Below are 21,024 nucleotides of genomic sequence, written 5' to 3' on the forward strand. Positions count from 1 at the left end.
TGGGGAGAGGATCCTAATTCAAGAAATTAAACTTCAACTTAATTCCGAAATTTTCTTTAAACTCTGATGTCTGATAATGCCCGAGTCTGTAAGAAAATCCAAGCCCGAAACTTCTTCCCAGGAAGCGATTCCACAGTACGCCAACTTCCTGATAGTTGTGGTCGAGAACCTGAAAATTAAACTGATGATCCTGTGGATTTTTGAAAGCTCCGATGGCCGACTGATATTCAAGTTCGATGTTGGAGTATCTCGTTCCGATGGTCTGGAATCTGAAAGGCAAATACTGGGTAATTTTAAACCCTGCAAATTTATCGGCAAAGAAAGTTCCGGCAGGCATCGTAGTAAAACCTAAATTGGAAGGTGTGTTGATGTTGGAGTACCATTCATTCGGATTGGCGTCTCTGTGACCTGCAATTTCAAAATTCTTCCATATTGGCGCTGTTCCTGAAGAAATTCCGCCAAAAAGTTTGATGTTGGTGTAGCCGAGTTTTGTTCTGAACTGATGCACAAACATCGCATCCAGCCTATGGTAATCAAGATCGCCGCCTAAGACGTTGAAGCCTTTTTCAAAATTCATATAGACCTGTGGGAAACCTTTTTCGAAGGTGAATTTTCCGCTTGGGGTCATGATGTTCTTGTCGTTTGGCGAATATCTCAGGGAAAGCGTGGCGCTGGTATTGTCAAAACTGTTCCCGAGATTCTGATACTGGTATCCGAAAAGGGCATTCTGTTTCTCTTTATTCAAGGCGATTTTCATGCTTAAAGAATTCGAGAGGTCATAGGAATAGTACGCTCCCCATTTCTGATTTCTGTAAAAATTGGCGTTATGTAGATCGAGATTATTGTCTGCCAGATTCATCATCATATCCCACATATTATTGCTGAAACGCCCTGCTGCAAAGACATCATCCATATAATCAACTCTGAAAACCGAAGTTCTTTTCTGCGAAAGTTTTACATCAACTCCCAAACCGTATTTCCATCTGTGATCCTTAAATCCGTAACCAAAATAGCCGTCAGGAGAAATGGTTTTGCTGAATTTTTCGTTCAGTTTTACACCAGCTCCCAATCGTAATCCCTGATATTTGTCGTAGCTGAAAAATTTGGTCAGATCAAAATCGATTATTTTATAACGTAGATTTCCACGCATCAGCTGGGTCAGGAAGCTGAGTTTCTTTTCAAAATCATGCTTTTCCACAAACTTATCCAAAGTGGCGTAAGTCGAACTTTCCCTTGTGGTAAGGCTGTCTGTACGGTATTTGTCGAGAAGGTTGCCGTCTGAATTCTGCAATTCGAGAGAGTAGCCGTTAAACTCATTGGCTTTCTGCTCTTTGTTCAGTTCAAAATCGAAGAATCGGTTTTTCACGTACAGGTAATTTCCAAAAGTTTTTGAGTTGTATTTTGCTTTTTCGCCCGCTTTGATGCTGTCTTTTTTGGATGTGTCAAAAGACTGGTCGCCCATTTTAAGCCTGATATCTTCATAGTCGAGAAACCATTTTCCGTTGATGGGTTTCCAGACGGAGACGATGTTTCCGGCGTTTGATTTTTTGTTGACGCTTTCAAATTTTTTAAGTGCATACGTCTGCTTGTCAATAAAAATATTTCCATTGAATTTCCTCGGATTCTGTTTTTTCTTGTCTGTAATTTCCTTGAATTTAATCACATAAGTATCTCTCCCGTCAATCTGAATCGTGTCTGAAAGAAAAAAGTAGAAAAGCTGTCTGTTTTCAGGTTTCAGCTGTCTCGGCGTCCGGTTTAAATTTGAAATATTGATTGCCAGAGCTTCATAGATCGGATTTTTAAAACCCGACATTCTGTTGTCGAGGATATTGGTTTTTTCACCAAACTTTTGAGAATATTTGTACTCCGTCGCTTTTTCCCAGAGAAACATCTGCGATTCCTGTGAAGCTTCGATAAACTCTTCGCCAATCAGCGAGTCTTTGATTTCTTTAGGCTTCATTTTCAAATCTTTCTTATCCACTTTTGAAAGGGAATCTTTTCTCACAGAAAGAAAGTTTTTGTAAATGTCGATCGAATCTTTGTCTACATCGATAGAATATTTGGTATAAGATTTAAAATCATAGGAATCCAGAGACTTTGGAGAGTTTTCTTTTTCTCTTTTGTTGAATTCATCAAGAATTTTCAAAGCTCGGTCATCACTTTTGCTGGAAATCACGATCTTATCGATATTCTGCATCTTTTCAGAAAGCGGATTTAGAAAAACTTCCGTATTTTTCTTCACATCAGCCGTTGCATCATCAAAATTATTGGCAATAATTTCTACTTTTTTGCACTTGGTTTTCAAGGACAAAACTCCGTGGATATCTGTTTTCCCCAGCAAAGCATCATCACAGTAAACTGCAGCATTAGCGATGGGTTGTTTATTAGTTTTGTTCATCACCTTCAGCTGATTCTGACTGAAATAAAAGATGCTGAAAAACAAAAAGAGAGCGGATAAAAGTTTATTCATTGAAATAGTATTGATGCAGCAAAACTATTGATTAGTGTGAAATAAAATGGGGTGGGGAAATATAATGTTTTGTTAAATAAGAAAGTGATTGTTTTTCAATTGGATATGGTTAAATTTGACAAAGTTCAATTCCCTTTTTAATGATAATTTTTTTTTTAGTTAAGGTTTTTAAGGATTTTCAAGTTTGTAATTTTTATGTCTATAAAAATCATCTTGTATTGAAATAAAATTGTAAATTTATAGTTACAGTTGAATTCATAAAAGTGAGAGCGAGTATTAATAATGTTGCATTAAGAAGAGTAACTGTTTTCTTCGGGAAGTAAAACAATGCGAGCAAACGAGGAAATTTACAGATAATGAAAGTCTAAAAACTGCGTACAAAATAAAAATAGTTGCAGTTTATTTTCGAATTATTTCACAATCCCAAAACCAGAAATACAGTTCGAAAACGGCAGTCTAAAAATAGGCAGGAAATGTTTAAATTTGTAAAAGAAATTTAAATATAATGCTATGAAAGCGAAATATATAAATCCATTTACAGACTTCGGATTTAAGAAAATATTTGGTGAAGAAGCCAGTAAGCCTTTGCTTATTGACTTTTTAAACGCTCTTTTGCCACAAACGAACAAAATTGTTGATTTAAATTTTAAAAATACTGAACAGCTAGGGCAAACCGAAACTGATAGAAAAGCTATATACGATATCTATTGTGAAAACGAAAATGGCGAAAAATTTATCGTAGAACTTCAAAAAGCTAAACAAAATTATTTCAAGGAAAGAACTGTTTATTACTCCACTTTTCCAATTCGTGAACAGGCCGAAAGAGGCGAATGGAACTATAATCTAAAAGCGGTTTATTGTGTTGGTATTTTAGACTTTACGTTTGACGATTACGAAAGTGAACCAGAAAGAAGCGAAGTTGTACACACTATAAAGCTAAAAAATCAAAACAATAAAATCTTTTATGACAAACTTACTTTTATCTATTTGGAAATGCCAAATTTTTCTAAAAATGAGGAGCACTTAAGCTCTCGCTTAGACAAATGGCTCTATTTCATCAAAAACCTGGAAGATTTTCAAAGTATTCCAACTATTTTCAAAGATGAAGTTTTTACGCAAGCGTTTGAGAAAGCTGAACTCGCAAACTTCGGACAGATAGATTTGGAAAAATATGAAAGTAGCTTAAAAGCGTATCGAGATTTGAAAGGTGTCATTGATACGGCTTTTGACGAAGGAAAAATTGAAGTTGCAAGAAATTTAAAAAAATTAGGAGTTGATATTGAAATTATCTCTAAATCGACAGGTTTAACAAGTAGTGACATTGAAAAACTTTAATATATAAGTTATACCCAACTCACAACGAATTTGCTATAATAGGCGGAATGTCTTTAATTCGCTTTTTATTTTTTAACATTTAACTTTTTAACGTACGAAAACTGATAGTCTACATATATTTTAGTCGATAAAAGCGCTTACATTTCATAATTGGCGAAAAAAAGATATTAAAATGAGATATAGAATATTTATCGTAGTGATATTAACTGCTTTCTTTGCCTGCAGTGAAAAAGAAAAGGATTTTGATTCTTTAGAATATTCTTTTTATGGAACTTTTTCAACTTTCTTTTCAATAAAGTTTACGCAAAGCGACACCATATTTTTAAAAGAGCACTGGAATAGCGGACGCAATGGATATATTAGTTTTCCTAAAGCTGACAGAAATTATTTTTGATTACTGACCCAGCAGCAAAAGGAAGAGTTAAGTGGTTTGCTTCGTAAAACAGATTTTAAGAAAATCAAGTCTAAATATTCTGAAGATTACGTCGATGGCAGTATGTTTCAAATAATAATTAAAAAAGATGACCTTAAAAAAAAGGTTTTTGTTCACAGTTATCATATTCCAAAAGAGCTGGATTCACTTTCTGCTTGGATTTATAATACAAAAATGAAGCTGAAACTAACTGAAACAAATAAGAAGCTGGAATTTGAAAGTGCAAAAGAACTGTTTCCACCACCACCGCCACCGCCAATTCTCCAGTAATATTTTCTAAAGAAAAGCAAATAAAACCCTCACAACGAAACTGCTATTTTTCTTATTAGGTAAATTCTTATTTTAATGACAAAACTTGTTTTTCCATTTCAAAAAAATTCCACTTCCGAAATCTTCCTTACCTTTGCCAAAATTTTTTAAACATAACAAAATGATCAAAAAAGTATTCACCATTTTATTTTTTGCAGGTATTGGTATTTTCGGGACGCAGATGAAAGCGCAAACCATTGAGGAAATTAAACAGAAACAGGAAATTTTTAAAATCTATTCTCAGCTCCTCGATAAAAGTATGGATCTTGCAAAGGAAAGACAGAACAATGTAAAATTGGAAGCTCAGGTTAATTCGCTGAATAAAAAATCTGACAGGAAAACAGATAAGTTTACTTCATCAGACCCAAAAACCACTTCGGCAGATGCAAAGAAAACCGCAAAACTGCTCAAAGAAACCGAAGCTGCCAACCGCGACCTCGCCAAAAGCAACAGCAAAATAAAAAGCATTGAAGCTCAGATGGCAACCATCGTCAGCAAAATGGAAAAATACAAGTATGTAGTTGAGATCAAGAATAAGTAAGTAGAAAAACTCCACTGAATTTCAAACTTAGTCGATAAATTAATAAAAAAAAACAGGCTCAAACATAAAACCAGTTTGAGCCTGTTTTTTTATTTTTTAAAAGTATTCTATCTGATGATGAATTTTGAATCTAAAACCGATTTTACTTCATTTTTTCTATCTATTTAAGTTTCACTAAAAGTTTGGTAAGTTCATCCGGTGATACAACATCAATATTTCCATTTGGTTTTTCAATCACCATTATTTTAGTGAATTTGTTATTGTAATACCAAAAGAAATCTGTTGATATAGGATAAGGATGATTATCGTGAAACTTCTCTACCAGACTTTTCATACCCTGTATAAACTTAACAAAGTCTACAGGCTTTTCTGTAGTGATTTTACAGATGTTAATGAGACCTTTGTTTGGAAAAGCAACAACAGATCCCAAATCACCAACAAAGTCTGTCGAATTATTGATTAGGTCTAAAGCATAGCTGCCAGCATAAGTTTCATTTTCAATAAAGCTTATTTCAATTTTAGAACCTCCTAAATCAATCTCTTGAGTGAGCTTAGTCACAGTCTGTTTATTTATATTTTGCTGAGCTAATGCAAAGAGATCCTTTTCGTCTTTTTTCCAGAAATCAAACATTTCTTTACGCATAACATTTGTAAAAGCTGTAGGCAGATCAAGCATTAAAATTGTGATAGTTCCTTCTAAATCTTTTTTGAATACTACATTCTCCGGTTTGAAATACTGATCAAAATATTCTTCCGGATAAATGCGTAGACTTAAATGTTCTTTTACTTTATTGAAGTCTTTTAAATCCATTGATTTGGAAAAGTCCATAGAATCAAAAAGTCCATCAAAATGTTCCTTTACAATCGCAGCTAAAACTTTGTCATCATTCTGATTTTTAGATTTATAAAGCAGGTTATCCAAACCAGCCTGAAAACCTGATTCTGTTTTTATTACTCCATCATCAAGAGAAAATACTTTTTCACGTTTTGAAATTTCCTTTATTGATAAATCGGCAATCGTTTTATAATTTTTTTCACTGATCTCATTTTTGAATAATTCCGGGACAGTGTACGAAATTTTCTGCGCCGATATTCCAACAAAAAGGAGAGCCGTAAAAATAATGATGATTTTTTTTAGTAACATCTTAAATCATTAAAGATTCAAAGCCTTCTGATACGCATTTTCCAAGCCATCAAGATTTTTTCCGCCTGCAGTTGCGAAGCCAGGATTTCCGCCGCCGCCACCTTGGATTTCTTTGGCTAAATCTTTAATCAGCGCTCCTGCCTGATAGATTCCTGCCAGATCGTCGGAAACGCCAACAGTAATCATCGGTTTGCCGTCTGCATCGGATAAGACAATCGTTATAGAAGTCGGGATTTCTTTCTTCAACTGGAACACGATGTCTTTTACAAAACCTGCATCCAGAGAGGTTTTCTTAACCAATAGAAGCTTGTCGCCTTTTTGTTCGTAAGCCGTTTTCCAGTCGCCGATTTCTCCTTTTGCTTTTTCTTTTTTCAGAGATTCCACTTCAGATTTTAGTGAAGCGTTTTCGTCCATCAGTTTTTCAATTGATTTTACGATGTCTTTGGATTTCAGCAATTGAGATAATTCAATTACCTGCTTTTCCAGACTCTTGAAATATGCTTCAGATTTATCTCCGGAAATCGCTTCAATTCTTCTGATTCCCGCAGCTGCAGAAGCTTCAGAATTGATTTTAAAATGACCGATTTCGCTGGTATGTTTTACGTGAGTTCCTCCGCACAGTTCTTTTGAAGTTCCAAACTGGATCATTCTCACGCTGTCGCCGTATTTTTCACCAAATAATGCCATCGCACCTTTGTCAATCGCCTCCTGAATCGGGATGTTTCTGAATTCCTGCAAAGCAATATTCTCTTTGATTTTCGAATTGACTTTCTCCTCAATTAAAGCCAGTTCTTCCTCCGTCATTTTACTGAAATGCGAGAAGTCGAAACGGAGATAATCCGGGCCAACGAATGAACCTTTCTGCTCAACGTGAGTTCCCAAAACTTCTCTCAAAGCCTCGTGCAGTAAATGCGTTACCGAGTGATTTGCCTGAGAATTTTTTCTGTCGGTCGCATTCACCTTTGCGTAGAAAACTGCTCCGGCATCTTTCGGAAGTCCGTTGATGAGCGAAATAATCAATCCGTTTTCTTTTTTGGTTTCCAGAACTTCAAAGCTTTCAACGGCATTTTCAAGAACACCTTTATCACCGATTTGTCCACCACCTTCTGGATAGAAAGGCGATTCGCTCAATACGACCTGATAAAATTCGCCGTCTTTATTTTCTACTTTTCTGTATCTTGTGATGTAAGTTTCAGATTCAATCTGATCGTAACCTACGAAGTTTTCAGGCTTTTCTTCCAAAACAACCCAGTCGTATACTTTGGAAGCTGAGTCTTTTTTAGAACGCTGTTTTTGCTTTGCCATTTCAGCTTCAAAACCAGCTTCGTCAATGGTCAAACCTTTTTCTTCTGCAATAATTCTCGTTAAATCATCAGGGAAACCGTACGTGTCGTACAGTTCGAAAACTTCTTCAGTCGGCAATACTTTTTTGCCTTCAGAAATCGTCTGCTGAATTAATTTATCAACTCTTAATAATCCGGTTTCAATGGTTTTCAAGAAAGATTCTTCTTCACTTTTAATCACTTCAGTAACCAGTTTTCCTTGTTTTTCCAGTTCTGGGAAGAATTTTCCCATTTGGTTTTGTAGAACAGCCACCAGTTCAAATAGAAAAGGTTCTTTTCTGTCTAAAAATCGGTAAGCGTAAGAAATACCTCTTCTTAAAATTCTTCTGATCACATAACCGGCACCTCCGTTGGAAGGCAGCTGTCCGTCAGCAATCGCAAACGAAACCGCTCTGATGTGGTCAACAACAACGCGAATGGCGATGTCTTTTTCGTCCGTTAAAATTCCGGTATATTTTTTCCCTGAAAGTTCTTCAACTTTAGCAATCAAAGGTGTGAAAACATCAGTATCGTAGTTGGATTCTTTCTGCTGTAAAGCCATGCAAAGACGCTCGAAGCCCATTCCGGTATCGATGTGTTTTGCAGGAAGATTTTCCAGAGAACCGTCTGCTTTTCTGTTGAACTGCATGAAAACGAGATTCCAGATTTCAACCACCTGTGGATGGTCGTTGTTCACCAATTCCAGTCCTGAAATTTTAGCTTTTTCTTCTGCACTTCTCAGGTCAACGTGAATTTCTGAGCAAGGCCCGCAAGGTCCGCTGGCACCCATTTCCCAGAAATTATCTTTTTTGTTTCCGTTGATAATTCTGTCTTCAGAAACGAACTGCTTCCACAGATCATAAGCTTCAGTATCTCTATCCAGATTTTCTTTTTCGTCGCCTTCAAAAATGGTCACGTAAAGATTTTCCTTCGGAATTCCGTAGACTTCTGTCAGCAATTCCCAAGCCCAAGAGATGGCTTCTTTTTTGAAATAGTCGCCAAAAGACCAGTTTCCCAACATCTCAAACATCGTGTGGTGATAGGTATCACGACCCACATCATCCAGATCATTGTGCTTTCCGGAAACTCTTAAACATTTCTGTGTATCGGCAATTCTTGAGGCTTTAGGCTCTTTATATCCTAAAAAATAATCTTTAAACTGCGTCATTCCAGAGTTGGAAAACATCAAAGTCGGATCGTCTTTCAGCACGATAGGCGCCGAAGGAACGATGAGGTGTTGTTTAGATTGAAAAAAGTCTAAAAACTGTTGTCTTATTTCCTGTGAAGTCATATTTGTTGCTTTTTGCTAAATGCTTTCGGCTTTAGCTTTTTTTGATGGGCAAATTTAAAGAAAAGAGACAAGTAAAAAGTAAAAAGAACCAAGTTTTTGAAGAGTGAAGTGATTTTAGTGCTACTTTAAATTAAAATATTTAATATTTTGTAAAGTTTAAACTAAAAGGGAATTGTGATTGACCTTAATTAATAGCAATTTAATTTTAACGGTGTCATTGATAATGTGAATGCTGAATTTACTGTTATGATTATAAGCCGACATCCATCAAAGGAATAGATATTATTGTGCAAGATTTTTTTCCCAGACTTTATCAATAAATAATCCAAATACCATAAATGAAAGACTGGAGTATGGGAAGCTGTCAACTACTGAGAAAATCAATTGACCATCATTTTCAAAATTTAAAAATGCTCCCCAATATAAATAGAATCCCAAAGGATGAACTATAAAATAAAAAATTAACATCATGACTAGAATCTCAAAACCACTTTTATCTGAATGTCTTTTTGCTTCATTTTTTATTACCTTAAATATTACGAATAAAAACAGCAATAAAATAGTTGCTAAAATAAAAATTGCAAGTTTCCCCACATTGCTGTAAGGATTATTATCTACTAATCCGCAAGCAAGAATTTCTACTGGAGTTGCGTGAAGTACAGAAAATATGGGAACTACGAATGTCAGTGTCAATAAAAGAGACATGGTGGTGAAAATTATACCAATTCTAAATGCAAAATATTTACGTTTCATTTTTAAAGTTGGATTTAAATTTATGTCAACCTATTAATAGGCATGCGGATCAAAATAAGCCTTAAAAGTAAGCGGATCTTCCTGCATTTCTTCAGCAATTTCCAAATATTCGTGATACTCTTCGGGATCTTTTCCCATATCGACCATAACGATGGCAAGATTGGTGTAGAGATTTTTGTCTTCTGAACCCAGTTGCTGAGCAATTTTAAGAGCAGCCAGCGCGCCTTTGTATTCACCGGAATCGCACAAAACGGCTCCAAGATTAATGTAGGCGGAAGTATTTTGAGGGTCGGTTTTTAGAATGTCCTGCAGTTCTGTAATCAGCAAGTCATTGATGTCATCCCAATGATCTTCATTTTCCCATCTTTTTGCCTGAAGTTTAATTACTTTTTCTAATCTCTCGGTGATGTTGCTCATCCTACAAATTTCTGAATTGATTTTAGAATGCACAAATTAATCTGATTTTTTCCAAGCGGTCTTTTTGATTTCAAACAAATCCATCGTATTTCCGGAATAATCAATCTGTTTTTTGAAAGTCATGCCGTTATTCAAAGCTACGTTTTTTGAATCATTATTTTCAGGATGAATAATTGAAATTAAGCGGTTGTGAAAATCATTTTCAAAAGCAAAATCTCTGCATTTTTTTGCTGCTTCAATTCCAAAACCCTGTCCACGGAATTGCGGAAGAATAGAGTAGGCGATCTCCAGTTCAAACTCATTCTCGACTTCACGAACCAATAATCCAGATTGTCCGATTAGCTGATCAGTTTCCTTTGAAATCAAAACATTTTGTCCGCCAAGATTGTTTTCATAGCGGTGGAAAGTCCATTCAAACCATTTTTCGCAGCGTTCTTCTGGCGTTTTAAAATAATCCATTCCGAGCATTTTTGCGGTGTGCCCGTCTTTGAATAGTTCCAGCCAGATTTCGAAATCGGAAAGTTGAAGTTTTCTGAAAAGTAACCTTTGGGTTTTTTGGTTAGGTAGAAGGAAAATCGCTTGCATTTATTTCCTTTTGAAAGTGCTTAAAATCTTTTCAAAATCATTAATTAGATTTTTCTCTTGCGGCTTTACAACAGTTAAAAATGTGTAATAGCAATTATCAGAAAATAAGATTGCCTGAATTGCTTTCATCGGTTTCTTATTGTTTTTAATAAGAACATTTGCAGAAATTTGATAACCAGACATACCATCTTGGTTAATATCTTTTGAACTGATTAAGCTTATGTAATCTAACTGTGATATTGCTTTTAATGCATTAATTGATGATCCTTTTTTATCCGCAGGATTGAATTGTCTAATAGATTTGGCAACAATAAAAACTTCTTTTTCTGGTCCTTCAAAAGTTAAAGTTCCACTTATTGATTTCGTGAGTTTGTATGCAGATTTGCTATAATCAATATCAAAATCTAAAGAAGAAAATGGACTAACTTTAATTGATTCATCATATATTAAAGTTAGTACCGAAGATTTTAGATTCATTAAATTTTCTGCTTGATTTTCCGGAACATTAGCATTGATTAAAAGAGTTTTATTTTCGTCGAGTTTATAAATTAAAATTATTTTTGAAAAATAGTAGTTGTGTTGTGTGGAATATTGTTTTGCATCAATTAACAGTGCTGGTTTATTATTAATAAAATATTCTTGTTTGTCGACAAATTCCATACCTTTTTTAGACATGTTTTCTTTTGAAAAACCATCTCTCAGTTCTTTGTAAGGAGCTGGTAGTTCATTGACGATTATGCTACCATCAATATAAGAGTTTTGAAATCCAATAAAGTTGGCCGCTTTTTCGTAACCGTTGGGAGGTAATAAGTGCACACTTGTGCCTTCAATTAATAAATGTTTGTCTGTTTTTTTAGTAGAGATTTTTGTTTGTGAGAAATTAAGTAAGCTTAAAAATAAACAAGCCGTGAATAATATTTTTTTTGTCATTATGATTTTTTAAGGTAATAAACAAATTTGCGGTTTGTGTTTAAGAGACAAAAATATAAAAATTTATTTTTCTAATTACGAATTCATAAAACCAAAGATTTTTTTTGAAAAAAAAACTCCAAAAAGCCTTAACCTTTTGGAGTTTAATTTATAATTAGAAAAAATCCTACCCAAACGCCCTCTTCAACAAACTCTCCACTTTAGGCTCACTTCCTCGGAAATTTTTGTACAATTCCATCGGGTCTTTGGTTCCACCTGAAGAAAGTAAAATCTTAAATTTCGCTGCCGTATCAGGATTGAAAATTCCGGTTTCTTTGAAATACTGGAAGGCATCGGCATCCAAAACTTCCGCCCATTTGTAAGAATAATATCCAGCAGAATATCCGCCTTGGAAAATATGTGAAAAGCTCGGACTCATTGCTGTTTCAGGATTTACAGGATACAGTTGAGTTGCTTTGGTGTATGAATCCTCAAACTCCTTCACGCTCAAATTCTCCAACTCTGCAACTTTCGTATGGTAATTCATATCCAAAATCCCGAAACCAAGCTGTCTCATCGTTTGGTAACCTTCCATAAAATTCTTTGACTGCTCGATTTTTCCAATCTTTTCATCAGGAAGAACTTCGCCGGTTTTGTAATGTTTGGCAAACGTTTTCAAAAATTCAGGTTCGTAGCAGAAATTTTCCAGAAACTGAGAAGGTAATTCCACAAAATCCCATTTCACAATAGTTCCTGAAAGGTTCGGATATTGCGTATTCGCCATCATTCCGTGCAAAGCATGACCAAACTCGTGGAACAATGTCGTCACTTCCTGAAAAGTTAATAAACTTGGTGTATCTTTCGTTGGCTTACTGAAATTACACACAATCGAAATATGCGGACGGGAATTCTCACCGTCTTTCTGATACTGATTTTTATAGCTCGTCATCCAAGCTCCGGCTCTTTTGCCTTTTCTCGGAAAATAGTCAACGTACAACAAAGCTTTAAAAGTATTTTCAGGATTGTCACTTCCATCTTCCATCTTCAGTCTTCCATCTTCAAAAACCTCATACACCTTCACATCTTCATGGTATTTCGGAACATCATTTCTCTCCACAAAAGTCAGCCCGAAAAGCTGTTTTGATAATCCGAAAACTGCTTCCTGAACCTGCTCTAATGGGAAATAAGGTTTCAGTTCTTCATCGTTTAAATCATATTTTGCTTTGCGGAGTTTTTCGGCATAAAAAGCGTGGTCGTAACCCTGCATTTCGTCGATTCCGTCAGCTTTTGCCAGAGATTTTAATTCTTCGATTTCTTTTTCTGCGTACGGTTTTGCTTTTACCAGAAGTTCATTCAGAAAGTCGATTACTTTCGTTGGAGATTTTGCCATTCTTTCTTCCAGAACGTAATCTGCATAATTTGAATAACCTAAAAGTTCAGCTTTCTGCTGTTTTAAATTCAGCAACTCTCTTATTAAATTCTGATTGTCAAACTCGCCACCGTCAAAAGATTTTTTGCCGTTTGCTAATGCGATTTCCTTTCTTAATTCACGGTTTTCAGCATAAGTCATAAGCGGAATATAGCTTGGATACTGCAAAGTGACCACCCAACCTTCGAGATTTTTTTCCTTGGCTTCTTCTGCATACTGCTCGATAATCGCTTCGGGAATTCCGGCTAAATCTTCTTTGTTGGTGATGTGTTTAAAATAATTATTGGTTGAAGCCAACACATTCTGCCCAAACTGAAGCGATTTTAAAGATAAATCCATGCTGATTTTCTTTAATTTTTCTTTGTCTTCTTCATTTAAAAGTGCGCCGCTTCGCACAAAACCTTTGTACGTTTCATCCAAAAGCATTTGCTGCTCTTCGTTCAGATTGTACTTTTCTTTCTGGTCGTAAACTTTTTTAATTCTATTAAATAAAGCTTCATTTTGAGAGATTTTTGAAGAATACTCTGTTAAAATTGGCGAAACTTCCTGAGCAATCTGCTGTAATTCATCGCTGGTTTCGGCAGAATTTAAATTAAAAAAGATATTAGAAACTCTGTCCAGTTGTTCACCAGAAAAAGCCAAAGCTTCGATGGTATTTTCAAAAGTGGGTTCGTCTGAATTGTTGACGATTGCGTCGATTTCGGCTTCAGATTTTTCAATTAAATCTTTAAAAGCAGGAAGATAATCTTCATTTTTAATCTGGTCAAACGGTGCGGAATGATATGGTGTGTTGAATTTTTCTGTTAAAATTGACATTGAATTATTTTTAAGGGTAAATTTAATTAGAATTTAATTCTCAAAAACGATGCCCGGCGAAAATGTGTGACAAAAATGCTCATTCATCAAATAACTTGTCATAGGAAAAGATAAATTTGTTTGAAAAGATATATTTTTGATTTATACTTAAAAAAATAAAAACTATGAAAACATTCTTTAAAATTATCGGAGGATTAATCCTTCTGTTGGTGGTGTATTCTGTAATTGCAATGCTGGCTTTCGGAGATAATTATCATTACGAAAAATCAGTGGTCATCAATGCTCCGAAAGAAAAAGTATGGCAGCACATCAGCTCAATGAAGTCTTTCAACGAATGGAATCCGTGGATGGATTTAGACAAAAACATGACGGTTACCTACACTGGAACTTCCGGAGAAGTGGGAGATAAATACTGCTGGGACAGCAAAAATGATGATGCAGGAGCCGGCTGTCAGGAAATCAGGGAAAATATTGCCAACGAAAGACAGCGTACAGAAATGATTTTTAAAAGACCTTTTGAAGGACAGGCTTTGTCTGATCTCGTTTTGGCTGCTGAAGGGAACACTACAAAAGTAACATGGAGTATGGATACCAAACAGGAAACATGGATGAAAATTATGCGACCGATGATGGATTATCAGATGGGAAAATCTTACGACGAGGGTTTTAAAAAACTGAAAGCTTTGGCTGAAAAATAAGTAAGGCAAAATATTGTGAGAAACTGTTTTCAGATTTTGGAAGCAGTTTTTTTTGTTAAAAACCATTAATGAGATAGTCTAAATTTATAATCTTTAGTTAAACTTTTAAACAGAAATAAAATAAAATATACTTTTGAAAAAAATAATTAATGAAAAAAGAATACTTATTGTTTGTTGCTGTCTGCGTCAGTTTTTTGTCTGCATCATGTACGGTGAAACAAGGAAAAGAATCAAACGCAGATTATCAGGATAAAAATTACCTGCAAGGTAACCAAAGCGACATTGACAGGAATGTTCAGCAACTTCAGAAAAGAAAGGAAGCAGATGAGAGAAAGATTGATGCCTTTGATTATGAACAGAACAAGCCAAAATAAAAATTTTAAAACCGTTTCTTCACAGTGGCGGTTTTTTTGATTTTGATAATTAAAAAAAATATTATCTTTAGGTAAAGATTAAGATGTATGCAGAAGGCGGTTTACAATAAAAACGAGTTGAGGATTTTTGTGCGGGACATGATTTCGGGGAAAGTAAAAACTTTGGAATTTTATCTGAATTTTACGCTGGAAGCCAGTCGGGAAATCAAAAAGACTTCAAAATATGATTCTATTCGGGAAGAAATGCAGGAAGAAATTTACCATTTAGACAAGCAGATGGCGAATCTTAAAAATATGCAGCAGCAGATGAAAATGGTTTTGAATTCTGTGTCTGATCGCGCAAAAATAGGTTCTCTTGTCATCACCAATAAAGCGCGTTTCTACATTTCCGTTTCTCTTGGCGAATTTTTCTTTGAAGGCGACCGTTTCTACGCCATTTCCCCCGAAAGCCCGATGGCCAAGAAAATCATGGGCATGAAAGCCGGCGAAGAATTTACCTTGAATAAAATTCATCAGAAAATTGAAGAAGTGATCTAAAAGAGACAAGGAAAAAGAGCAGGATGGAAGAAACAAGATACAAGTAAAAGGAGCCAGCTGAAAAGTTAAAAGAGCTAGGTAGAATGCCACGAAGGCACGAATTTTTCACCAGTAAAATTTGATATTCGTGCATTCGTGGCATTTGAAAGAAAATTCATGAAAAGTTATTGATAAAATTTTGCGGAAAAAGCAGCATCATTTAATTTTGCTACGCATCCCGCATCCCGCATCCCGCATCCCGCATCCCGCATCCCGCATCCCGAAAAACTTCCATCCTCCAGCCTCCATCTTCCCGCTTTTTCCCTAAATTTGTCTACATGAATAAAGCAGAAGTTTTAAAAGAAATCATAGAGCAGAGAAGAAGTATTTTTCCTAAAGATTATGCTGAAACAGAAATCTCTCAGAAAATTATCGACGAAATTCTATACTCAGCGACGTTGGCTCCCAATCACAAACGGACAAAACCATGGCGTTTTAAAATCTTCAAAGGCGAAGAGAAAGCAAGACTGGCGGTCGAAATGCAGGAAATTTATAAAGCAACACAGGCTCCGCAGACTTTTTTGGAGAAAAAATATCAGGATATCGGTTTTAAAATCAATAAAGCAGATGCAGTTGTTTCCATTGTTGTGAATTTCAGTGGAATGGTTCCTGAATGGGAAGAGATTGCGGCGGTTTCTATGGCGGTTCAGAATATGTATCTGACCTGTACAGCAAATGGAGTAGGCTGCTACTGGAGTTCTCCTAAAATTGTAGATCATCTGAAGGATTCTCTCGCAATTGAGGAAAACCAGAAATGTCTGGGGCTTTTTTATATGGGAAAGGTTGATTAGGCAATGTAACAATTTATCAATGTAGCAGTATAACAATGTAACAATATGTGAGATGTGAACTTTCACAATTTGAAAAGTGATTCTTCTGAAATTGAGATGGTTTTTTGTCGAAATGAAAAAATTTTGATTAACACGAAATACCCTAGCCCTGATGGCAACGGCATCCTTTTGTGATGAGGTACGAAGAGCAAAAGATATAGTGGACAGCAGGTTCCCGGCTCCTAAATATTTAAAATTTAAGATTCAAGATTTAATGCGTTAATATTTTGAATTTTAAATCTTGAATATTAAACTTTTTTTCTATCTTTGCACACTTAAATATTTAATCGGGACGAGTTCCCATAAAATTCAAACATTATGTCAGTAAAAATCAGATTACAAAGACACGGTTCTAAAGGGAAACCTTTTTTTCACATCGTAGTTGCAGATTCAAGATCAAGAAGAGATGGTAGATTCATCGAAAAGATCGGAACTTACAACCCAATTACTAACCCTGCTACTATCGATTTGAACGTTGATTCTGCTGTAAAGTGGTTAAACAACGGTGCTCAGCCAACTGATACGGCAAGAGCGATTCTTTCTTATAAAGGTGCTCTTTACAAAAAACACTTACAAGGTGGTGTTGCTAAAGGTGCTTTTGATGAGGCTGAAGCTGAGAAGAGATTCGGAGCTTGGTTAGCTGAGAAAGATGCTAAAGTACAAGGTAAAGTAGAAGGATTATCTACTGCTAAAGCTGATGCTAAGAAAGCTGCTTTGGAAGCTGAAGTTAAAGTAAACGAAGCCAGAGTAGCTGCTGCTGCTCAACTTGAGGCTGATGCTAAAGCTGCTGAAGAAGCTGCAAACGCACCTGCTGTAGAAGAGGCTGCTGAAACTACTGAAGAGCCTACTGCTGAAGCAGAAGGAACTGAAGAGACTCAGGCTTAATCTTTCTAAAAAATACAAAACAAAGGCACGATTTTTTCGTGTCTTTGTTGTTTAAAAAATAAATTTGATTCCCCAGCCCTAAAGGGTGCAAATTTATTTTAGACTTTATCAAACCACTCCTCTGGATTTCTTCCTCCCTTTAGGGTCGGGGTAAAAGAAGAAATTATTCAGGATTTTTATTATTTTGCAACATGAAAAAAGAAGACTGTTATTTACTGGGAAAAATCACACGCAGACACGGGCTTGCCGGAAATGTAATTCTTAAATTAGATACAGATCAGCCTGAACTGTACAAAAAACTGGATTCTATTTTTGTGGAAATCAACGGTTTGCTGGTGCCTTTTTTTATTGAGAAAACTTCGTTCAGTAAACTTGATGCACTGAATATAGCTTTTAAAAATTCTTCTGAAGCCTTAGTTGACCAGTCTTTGGGTAAAAATGTTTTTCTTCCTTTGTCAAGTCTTCCGAAACTGACTGGAAAACAGTTTTATTATCACGAAATTATCGGTTATGAGATTTTTGATGAGCATGATAACAATTGTGGTGTAATTAGATCTGTAAACGACCAGACGGCGCAGAATTATTTCGTAACGAATCTTGAAGGGAAAGAGGTAGTAATTCCTTTAATTAAAGACTGGATTCTTGAGGTCAACCGTGAGGAGAGATTCATCAAAATGCAGATTCCTGAGGGATTGATTGATGTGTTTTTGGTGCCTTCGAAGAAGGATGAGTAATTACAGTTTTTCTTTCCATTTGTAAAAACCGAAAACTACAATTTTGTCTTCATCAGAGAGGATCTCGTAGACAATCAAATATCCTTTCACAATCAAATCCCGAATGTTGTCATCTTCACAGAAGATAGATTTTCTGTTGATTTTAGGGTAATTTGAAATATCTTTTATTTTGCGGAAGATAAGCTGATTCAGCTTTTTTGCGGCTAGAGGTTTTTCTAAGGCGATGTACTGCATTTGCCTTTTCACTTTATCTCTAAATTGCTCCGTTACTTCAATCTTCATTTTTTTGAGATTGAATTTTCGATATCTTTTTCAGCTTGGTCTAGATCTATCAAAGCCGATTTTCCCGTTTTGTAGTTGGCATAATCTTCATGTACCTGCATTTTTAAATCCTGCAGATTTTCTTTATCTTCCATTTCCAAAACACCGTCTACATATCCAAGAACTCTTTCCAGGATATTTTTCGGAGCATCCTTTAATTTTTCTTTAATTTCCTGATATATAGATTGTTCTAAAGTCGTCATTTGTCTTAAATTTTATCAAAGTTAAAGAATATTTTGATTGTAAGTAAGTGTTTTTGCATAAAAAAAGTTGGCTTTATGGCCAACTTTTTTATTTTCTGCTGTCGGGGTTGTCTACGAAACAGCTTCCGCTCCCGCTGTTGCAACCTCATGGTCATCATCCACTGTGCTTCCGCTTACACCGATGGCTCCGATGATTTTTCCTGATGCGTCTTTGATTAAAACTCCGCCGGGAAAACTAATCAGTCCGTTATTGGAATGTTCGATGTTGTACAAAGGCTGTCCGGGTTGTGATAGTTTCCCGATTTCGCCGCTGTTCATGTCGAAAAATCTTGCGGTTTTGGCTTTCTTTTGTGCGATGTCGGTGGAGCCCAGCCACGCATCATCCATTTTTGCAAAAGCAACGAGGTTGGCGCCGCTGTCAACGATGGCAATGTTCATTTTTACTCCTAATTCTTTTGATTTCTGAAGTGCGGCTTCAATGACTTTCTGAGCCTGTTCTAATGTAATGTTCATATAATTTAGGTTTGATAATTGTGTAAATCTACACAAAATCGTGCCGATAAATGAGAATATTCTTAATTACAATATTAAATTTTAGATTTTTAGTTTTTCAACCAAATCATCAATCTGCTGATACATTTTATTGAAAAATATTTTCCGGTCGCGGTTTCCCGAAGTGCTCAGTGATTTTGAATTTTTAATCTGATGCTCAAAATAATTGTACGTTTCGCTACAGGTTTTTATCTCATTAATCAGAATATATCCGAAAGTATTTAAAGGCATTGCCAGAAGTGAATTTTTGGGATGATTGAAAAATATATCATTTGAAAGTTGCATCAGTTCATTTTCGTAAATCTGATATTTCGGATTGGTGTCGGTTTTTTGCTCGATGTATTCAATGATTTCTTTTACTTCTTTCAGGATAGTTCCGGCTTCATTTTTAAGCAAAAGTCTGGTGTCGAAGTAAAACGAAATTTGTTGAAGAATGCTGGAAATCGTGGTGTCGTTCCAAATCTCGATGACGTTTTGCTCTTCATATTTTCTGCGAAGTTCTTTTGTATTTAAATTAAAATTGGGCGGCGAAAATTCTGAGAACGGAACAAAAAACTGTTTTGCATTCAAAAGATTCATCCAGACGTAAATTTTAAACCGTGAAAGCAATGTATCTGAAAGCGTATAGAAAAACGGAATATCTTTCGCCGAATAATAAATTTTCATCTCATCTGAAAGCGGAAGTTTATCAAATACACTCAGATTATTCTGGAAAAACGACTGCAAATCATCTGTTGAAATGACAGGAGTCGTTTTCTGCACCACCAGCTGATTATCGGAATTGAGAAACTCATTCAATGAAATCTGATAATATTTTGCCAGCTCCAGAGCCTCTTCAAAACTGAATTTTGCTTTGAGCGAAGTTCTTCTGTGTGCAGCATCGTAGCTGATGTTGAGAATATTGGCAATTTCATCATTCAGAGATTTGTCCCCGATTTTCTTTCTGATCTGTTTCAATAAAACTTCCTGATGCATGTTTTTGCGATTTTCACAAATGTAGAAATTTATTTTAATTTTTTTTCGCATTCGGGTGAGATTATTCTGTGGCTAGCTTTGAATTATAATTTTAAAAGAACAGTCATGAAAAATCTAATTTTTTATTTAAGCTTATCGCTCCTGACAGTGAGCTGCGCGAATTTTAAAAATATTGAGTCTGCGAAAACTGTGATCGGAAAAAACGTTGTTGATAACATTGATGGTACGTATAAAAATCTGCCTTCTTCCACAAGTGGTTTTTATGTAAGAGCGCTCACGGATGTTTTTGACCGGAATACAAATATGTTTAGCTGGAAAGAAAAATATGTGGGAGAACATATAAAAGTTAAACTTCAAATGGTTAATAACAAAAGACTTAACGTTATTATTTCTAAAGATAAAGAGGTATTATTCAATAAAAATCTGAGGGTAAAACTGAAAAACGACGGATACTTGTATTTAAAAGAGAAAAGATTGATGATTGATGGAATTCCACTTGTTTTCGGTGGATGGAATGTCCAAAAATCCAGATTAAGAGTTGATGAGAATAATAATCTGACGATTCAGAGCAATTACTTTTTTTGCAACGGATTTGCGGTTGTCATGAGCGATTGGAAAACCCTTCACTATGATTTAACTTTTGAGAAGCAGAAACCATGAAAAATATCACCTTGTGCTTCCTGTTGCTTTTCTGTAGTTTTTTTAATGCTCAAAAATGGCAGCCAATTTATTATGCAGATTACTCCTATGCCAACCGAAATCAGATAAAAGCAGGGTTGGAATGGTTTGTTAGTAATCCGGAAAATGATAACAGAGTTTTCTTAGGTTCTGGTTTTAACGTTGTTTATCATAATAATGAGATACGTTTCTTACCAGATTTGCACATCTCTCATAATTCTGAATCGGGATTTTTTATAAAAACAGGAAGTTCACTCGATCATGCTTATGTTTTGGGAGGTATTTCAATGCTTAATGCCCTTGATTTGGGTGTGGGTTATTCGGTTCCGTATCAGTTGGGCAGATTGCCAATAAAAGGTTTTACTGTTGGATTGACGGTACGATTAACCAATAACAATCAGGTTTACAATAATTTTAACATAGGATTTTGATTCTTAAAAATAA

At 35.4% G+C, this 21,024-nt stretch carries 24 protein-coding genes; 12 read left to right on the forward strand and 12 right to left on the reverse strand.

The genetic code is table 11. The features are described 5' to 3' along the window. Nucleotides 1-13 precede the first annotated feature (13 nt). Nucleotides 14-2,470 carry a hypothetical protein gene (locus NG809_RS14770; RefSeq protein ID WP_262151902.1) on the reverse strand — a complete coding sequence of 819 codons (2,457 nt, stop codon included), beginning with the start codon at nucleotides 2,468-2,470 and terminating at the stop codon, nucleotides 14-16. Nucleotides 2,471-2,980: 510 nt separating this feature from the next. On the opposite strand from NG809_RS14770, the gene NG809_RS14775 reads away from it, so the two are divergent. The 4 genes from NG809_RS14775 to NG809_RS14790 all read left to right on the forward strand — a co-directional run bounded on the left by NG809_RS14775 (nucleotide 2,981) and on the right by NG809_RS14790 (nucleotide 5,088). Further along, on the forward strand, nucleotides 2,981-3,805 hold the full coding sequence (locus NG809_RS14775) for an Rpn family recombination-promoting nuclease/putative transposase (protein WP_262151904.1): 825 nt from the start codon (nucleotides 2,981-2,983) through the stop codon (nucleotides 3,803-3,805). A 172-nt stretch (nucleotides 3,806-3,977) separates the two neighbouring features. Then, on the forward strand, nucleotides 3,978-4,199 hold the full coding sequence (locus NG809_RS14780) for a hypothetical protein (RefSeq protein ID WP_262151906.1): 222 nt from the start codon (nucleotides 3,978-3,980) through the stop codon (nucleotides 4,197-4,199). A gap of 36 nt (nucleotides 4,200-4,235) precedes the next feature. Continuing rightward, nucleotides 4,236-4,508, forward strand: a complete 273-nt coding sequence (locus NG809_RS14785; protein WP_262151908.1) for a hypothetical protein — start codon at nucleotides 4,236-4,238, stop codon at nucleotides 4,506-4,508. Between the two features lie 160 nt (nucleotides 4,509-4,668). Beyond that, nucleotides 4,669-5,088 (forward strand): hypothetical protein, encoded by a 420-nt coding sequence (locus tag NG809_RS14790; protein WP_262151909.1) that lies wholly within the window; start codon nucleotides 4,669-4,671, stop codon nucleotides 5,086-5,088. 160 nt (nucleotides 5,089-5,248) lie between these two features. Here NG809_RS14790 and NG809_RS14795 read toward each other — a convergent pair whose 3' ends face one another. The 7 genes from NG809_RS14795 to NG809_RS14825 form a co-directional block, all read right to left on the reverse strand. Further along, on the reverse strand, nucleotides 5,249-6,232 hold the full coding sequence (locus NG809_RS14795) for a hypothetical protein (RefSeq protein WP_262151910.1): 984 nt from the start codon (nucleotides 6,230-6,232) through the stop codon (nucleotides 5,249-5,251). 9 nt (nucleotides 6,233-6,241) lie between these two features. After that, nucleotides 6,242-8,845, reverse strand: coding sequence for an alanine--tRNA ligase (gene alaS, locus NG809_RS14800; RefSeq protein WP_262151912.1), 2,604 nt, complete (start codon nucleotides 8,843-8,845; stop codon nucleotides 6,242-6,244). A gap of 282 nt (nucleotides 8,846-9,127) precedes the next feature. Continuing rightward, complete coding sequence (locus NG809_RS14805; protein ID WP_262151914.1) at nucleotides 9,128-9,598, reverse strand: hypothetical protein; 471 nt, start codon at nucleotides 9,596-9,598, stop codon at nucleotides 9,128-9,130. 33 nt (nucleotides 9,599-9,631) lie between these two features. Continuing rightward, entirely contained in the window at nucleotides 9,632-10,015 is a 384-nt protein-coding gene (locus NG809_RS14810) for a tetratricopeptide repeat protein (RefSeq protein ID WP_262151916.1), read from the reverse strand. Nucleotides 10,016-10,051: 36 nt separating this feature from the next. Continuing rightward, nucleotides 10,052-10,600 carry a GNAT family N-acetyltransferase gene (locus NG809_RS14815; RefSeq protein WP_262151918.1) on the reverse strand — a complete coding sequence of 183 codons (549 nt, stop codon included), beginning with the start codon at nucleotides 10,598-10,600 and terminating at the stop codon, nucleotides 10,052-10,054. Beyond that, nucleotides 10,601-11,530 (reverse strand): hypothetical protein, encoded by a 930-nt coding sequence (locus NG809_RS14820; RefSeq protein ID WP_262151920.1) that lies wholly within the window; start codon nucleotides 11,528-11,530, stop codon nucleotides 10,601-10,603. It lies immediately after the preceding gene. 166 nt (nucleotides 11,531-11,696) lie between these two features. Further along, the gene (locus NG809_RS14825) at nucleotides 11,697-13,754 is read right to left on the reverse strand and encodes a M3 family metallopeptidase (protein ID WP_262151922.1); all 2,058 of its coding nucleotides are present in this window, start codon (nucleotides 13,752-13,754) and stop codon (nucleotides 11,697-11,699) included. Between the two features lie 164 nt (nucleotides 13,755-13,918). Here NG809_RS14825 and NG809_RS14830 point away from each other — a divergent pair, with 164 nt between their 5' ends. The 6 genes from NG809_RS14830 (at nucleotide 13,919) to rimM (ending at nucleotide 17,851) form a co-directional block, all read left to right on the forward strand. Next, nucleotides 13,919-14,452 carry an SRPBCC family protein gene (locus NG809_RS14830; RefSeq protein ID WP_262151924.1) on the forward strand — a complete coding sequence of 178 codons (534 nt, stop codon included), beginning with the start codon at nucleotides 13,919-13,921 and terminating at the stop codon, nucleotides 14,450-14,452. 149 nt (nucleotides 14,453-14,601) lie between these two features. Beyond that, nucleotides 14,602-14,826, forward strand: a complete 225-nt coding sequence (locus NG809_RS14835) for a hypothetical protein (protein ID WP_262151926.1) — start codon at nucleotides 14,602-14,604, stop codon at nucleotides 14,824-14,826. An 87-nt stretch (nucleotides 14,827-14,913) separates the two neighbouring features. After that, the gene (locus NG809_RS14840; RefSeq protein ID WP_262151928.1) at nucleotides 14,914-15,363 is read left to right on the forward strand and encodes a GreA/GreB family elongation factor; all 450 of its coding nucleotides are present in this window, start codon (nucleotides 14,914-14,916) and stop codon (nucleotides 15,361-15,363) included. A 317-nt stretch (nucleotides 15,364-15,680) separates the two neighbouring features. Continuing rightward, on the forward strand, nucleotides 15,681-16,193 hold the full coding sequence (locus tag NG809_RS14845) for a nitroreductase family protein (RefSeq protein ID WP_262151930.1): 513 nt from the start codon (nucleotides 15,681-15,683) through the stop codon (nucleotides 16,191-16,193). Nucleotides 16,194-16,550: 357 nt separating this feature from the next. Next, nucleotides 16,551-17,117, forward strand: a complete 567-nt coding sequence (locus NG809_RS14850; protein WP_262151932.1) for a 30S ribosomal protein S16 — start codon at nucleotides 16,551-16,553, stop codon at nucleotides 17,115-17,117. Between the two features lie 191 nt (nucleotides 17,118-17,308). Beyond that, a complete protein-coding gene (rimM, locus tag NG809_RS14855) occupies nucleotides 17,309-17,851 on the forward strand; it encodes a ribosome maturation factor RimM (protein WP_262151934.1) in 543 nt (180 codons plus the stop codon). On the opposite strand, the gene NG809_RS14860 is transcribed toward rimM, so the two are convergent. The 4 genes from NG809_RS14860 to NG809_RS14875 all read right to left on the reverse strand — a co-directional run bounded on the left by NG809_RS14860 (nucleotide 17,852) and on the right by NG809_RS14875 (nucleotide 19,902). Next, entirely contained in the window at nucleotides 17,852-18,133 is a 282-nt protein-coding gene (locus NG809_RS14860; protein WP_262151936.1) for a type II toxin-antitoxin system RelE/ParE family toxin, read from the reverse strand. Next, a complete protein-coding gene (locus NG809_RS14865; protein ID WP_262151938.1) occupies nucleotides 18,130-18,375 on the reverse strand; it encodes a hypothetical protein in 246 nt (81 codons plus the stop codon). Before NG809_RS14865 ends, NG809_RS14860 begins: the two co-directional genes overlap by 4 nt. 111 nt (nucleotides 18,376-18,486) lie before the next feature. Next, nucleotides 18,487-18,888 (reverse strand): GlcG/HbpS family heme-binding protein, encoded by a 402-nt coding sequence (locus NG809_RS14870; protein WP_262151939.1) that lies wholly within the window; start codon nucleotides 18,886-18,888, stop codon nucleotides 18,487-18,489. A gap of 81 nt (nucleotides 18,889-18,969) precedes the next feature. Next, on the reverse strand, nucleotides 18,970-19,902 hold the full coding sequence (locus NG809_RS14875; RefSeq protein WP_262151940.1) for an XRE family transcriptional regulator: 933 nt from the start codon (nucleotides 19,900-19,902) through the stop codon (nucleotides 18,970-18,972). 105 nt (nucleotides 19,903-20,007) lie between these two features. On the opposite strand from NG809_RS14875, the gene NG809_RS14880 reads away from it, so the two are divergent. Both NG809_RS14880 and NG809_RS14885 read left to right on the forward strand, forming a co-directional pair. After that, on the forward strand, nucleotides 20,008-20,562 hold the full coding sequence (locus NG809_RS14880; RefSeq protein ID WP_262151942.1) for a hypothetical protein: 555 nt from the start codon (nucleotides 20,008-20,010) through the stop codon (nucleotides 20,560-20,562). Then, nucleotides 20,559-21,011 (forward strand): hypothetical protein, encoded by a 453-nt coding sequence (locus tag NG809_RS14885; RefSeq protein ID WP_262151944.1) that lies wholly within the window; start codon nucleotides 20,559-20,561, stop codon nucleotides 21,009-21,011. The genes NG809_RS14880 and NG809_RS14885 overlap by 4 nt, the downstream gene beginning before the upstream one ends. The last annotated feature ends 13 nt before the right edge of the window (nucleotides 21,012-21,024 follow it).

It is taken from the genome of Chryseobacterium foetidum, assembly GCF_025457425.1.
Classification (GTDB): domain Bacteria; phylum Bacteroidota; class Bacteroidia; order Flavobacteriales; family Weeksellaceae; genus Chryseobacterium; species Chryseobacterium foetidum.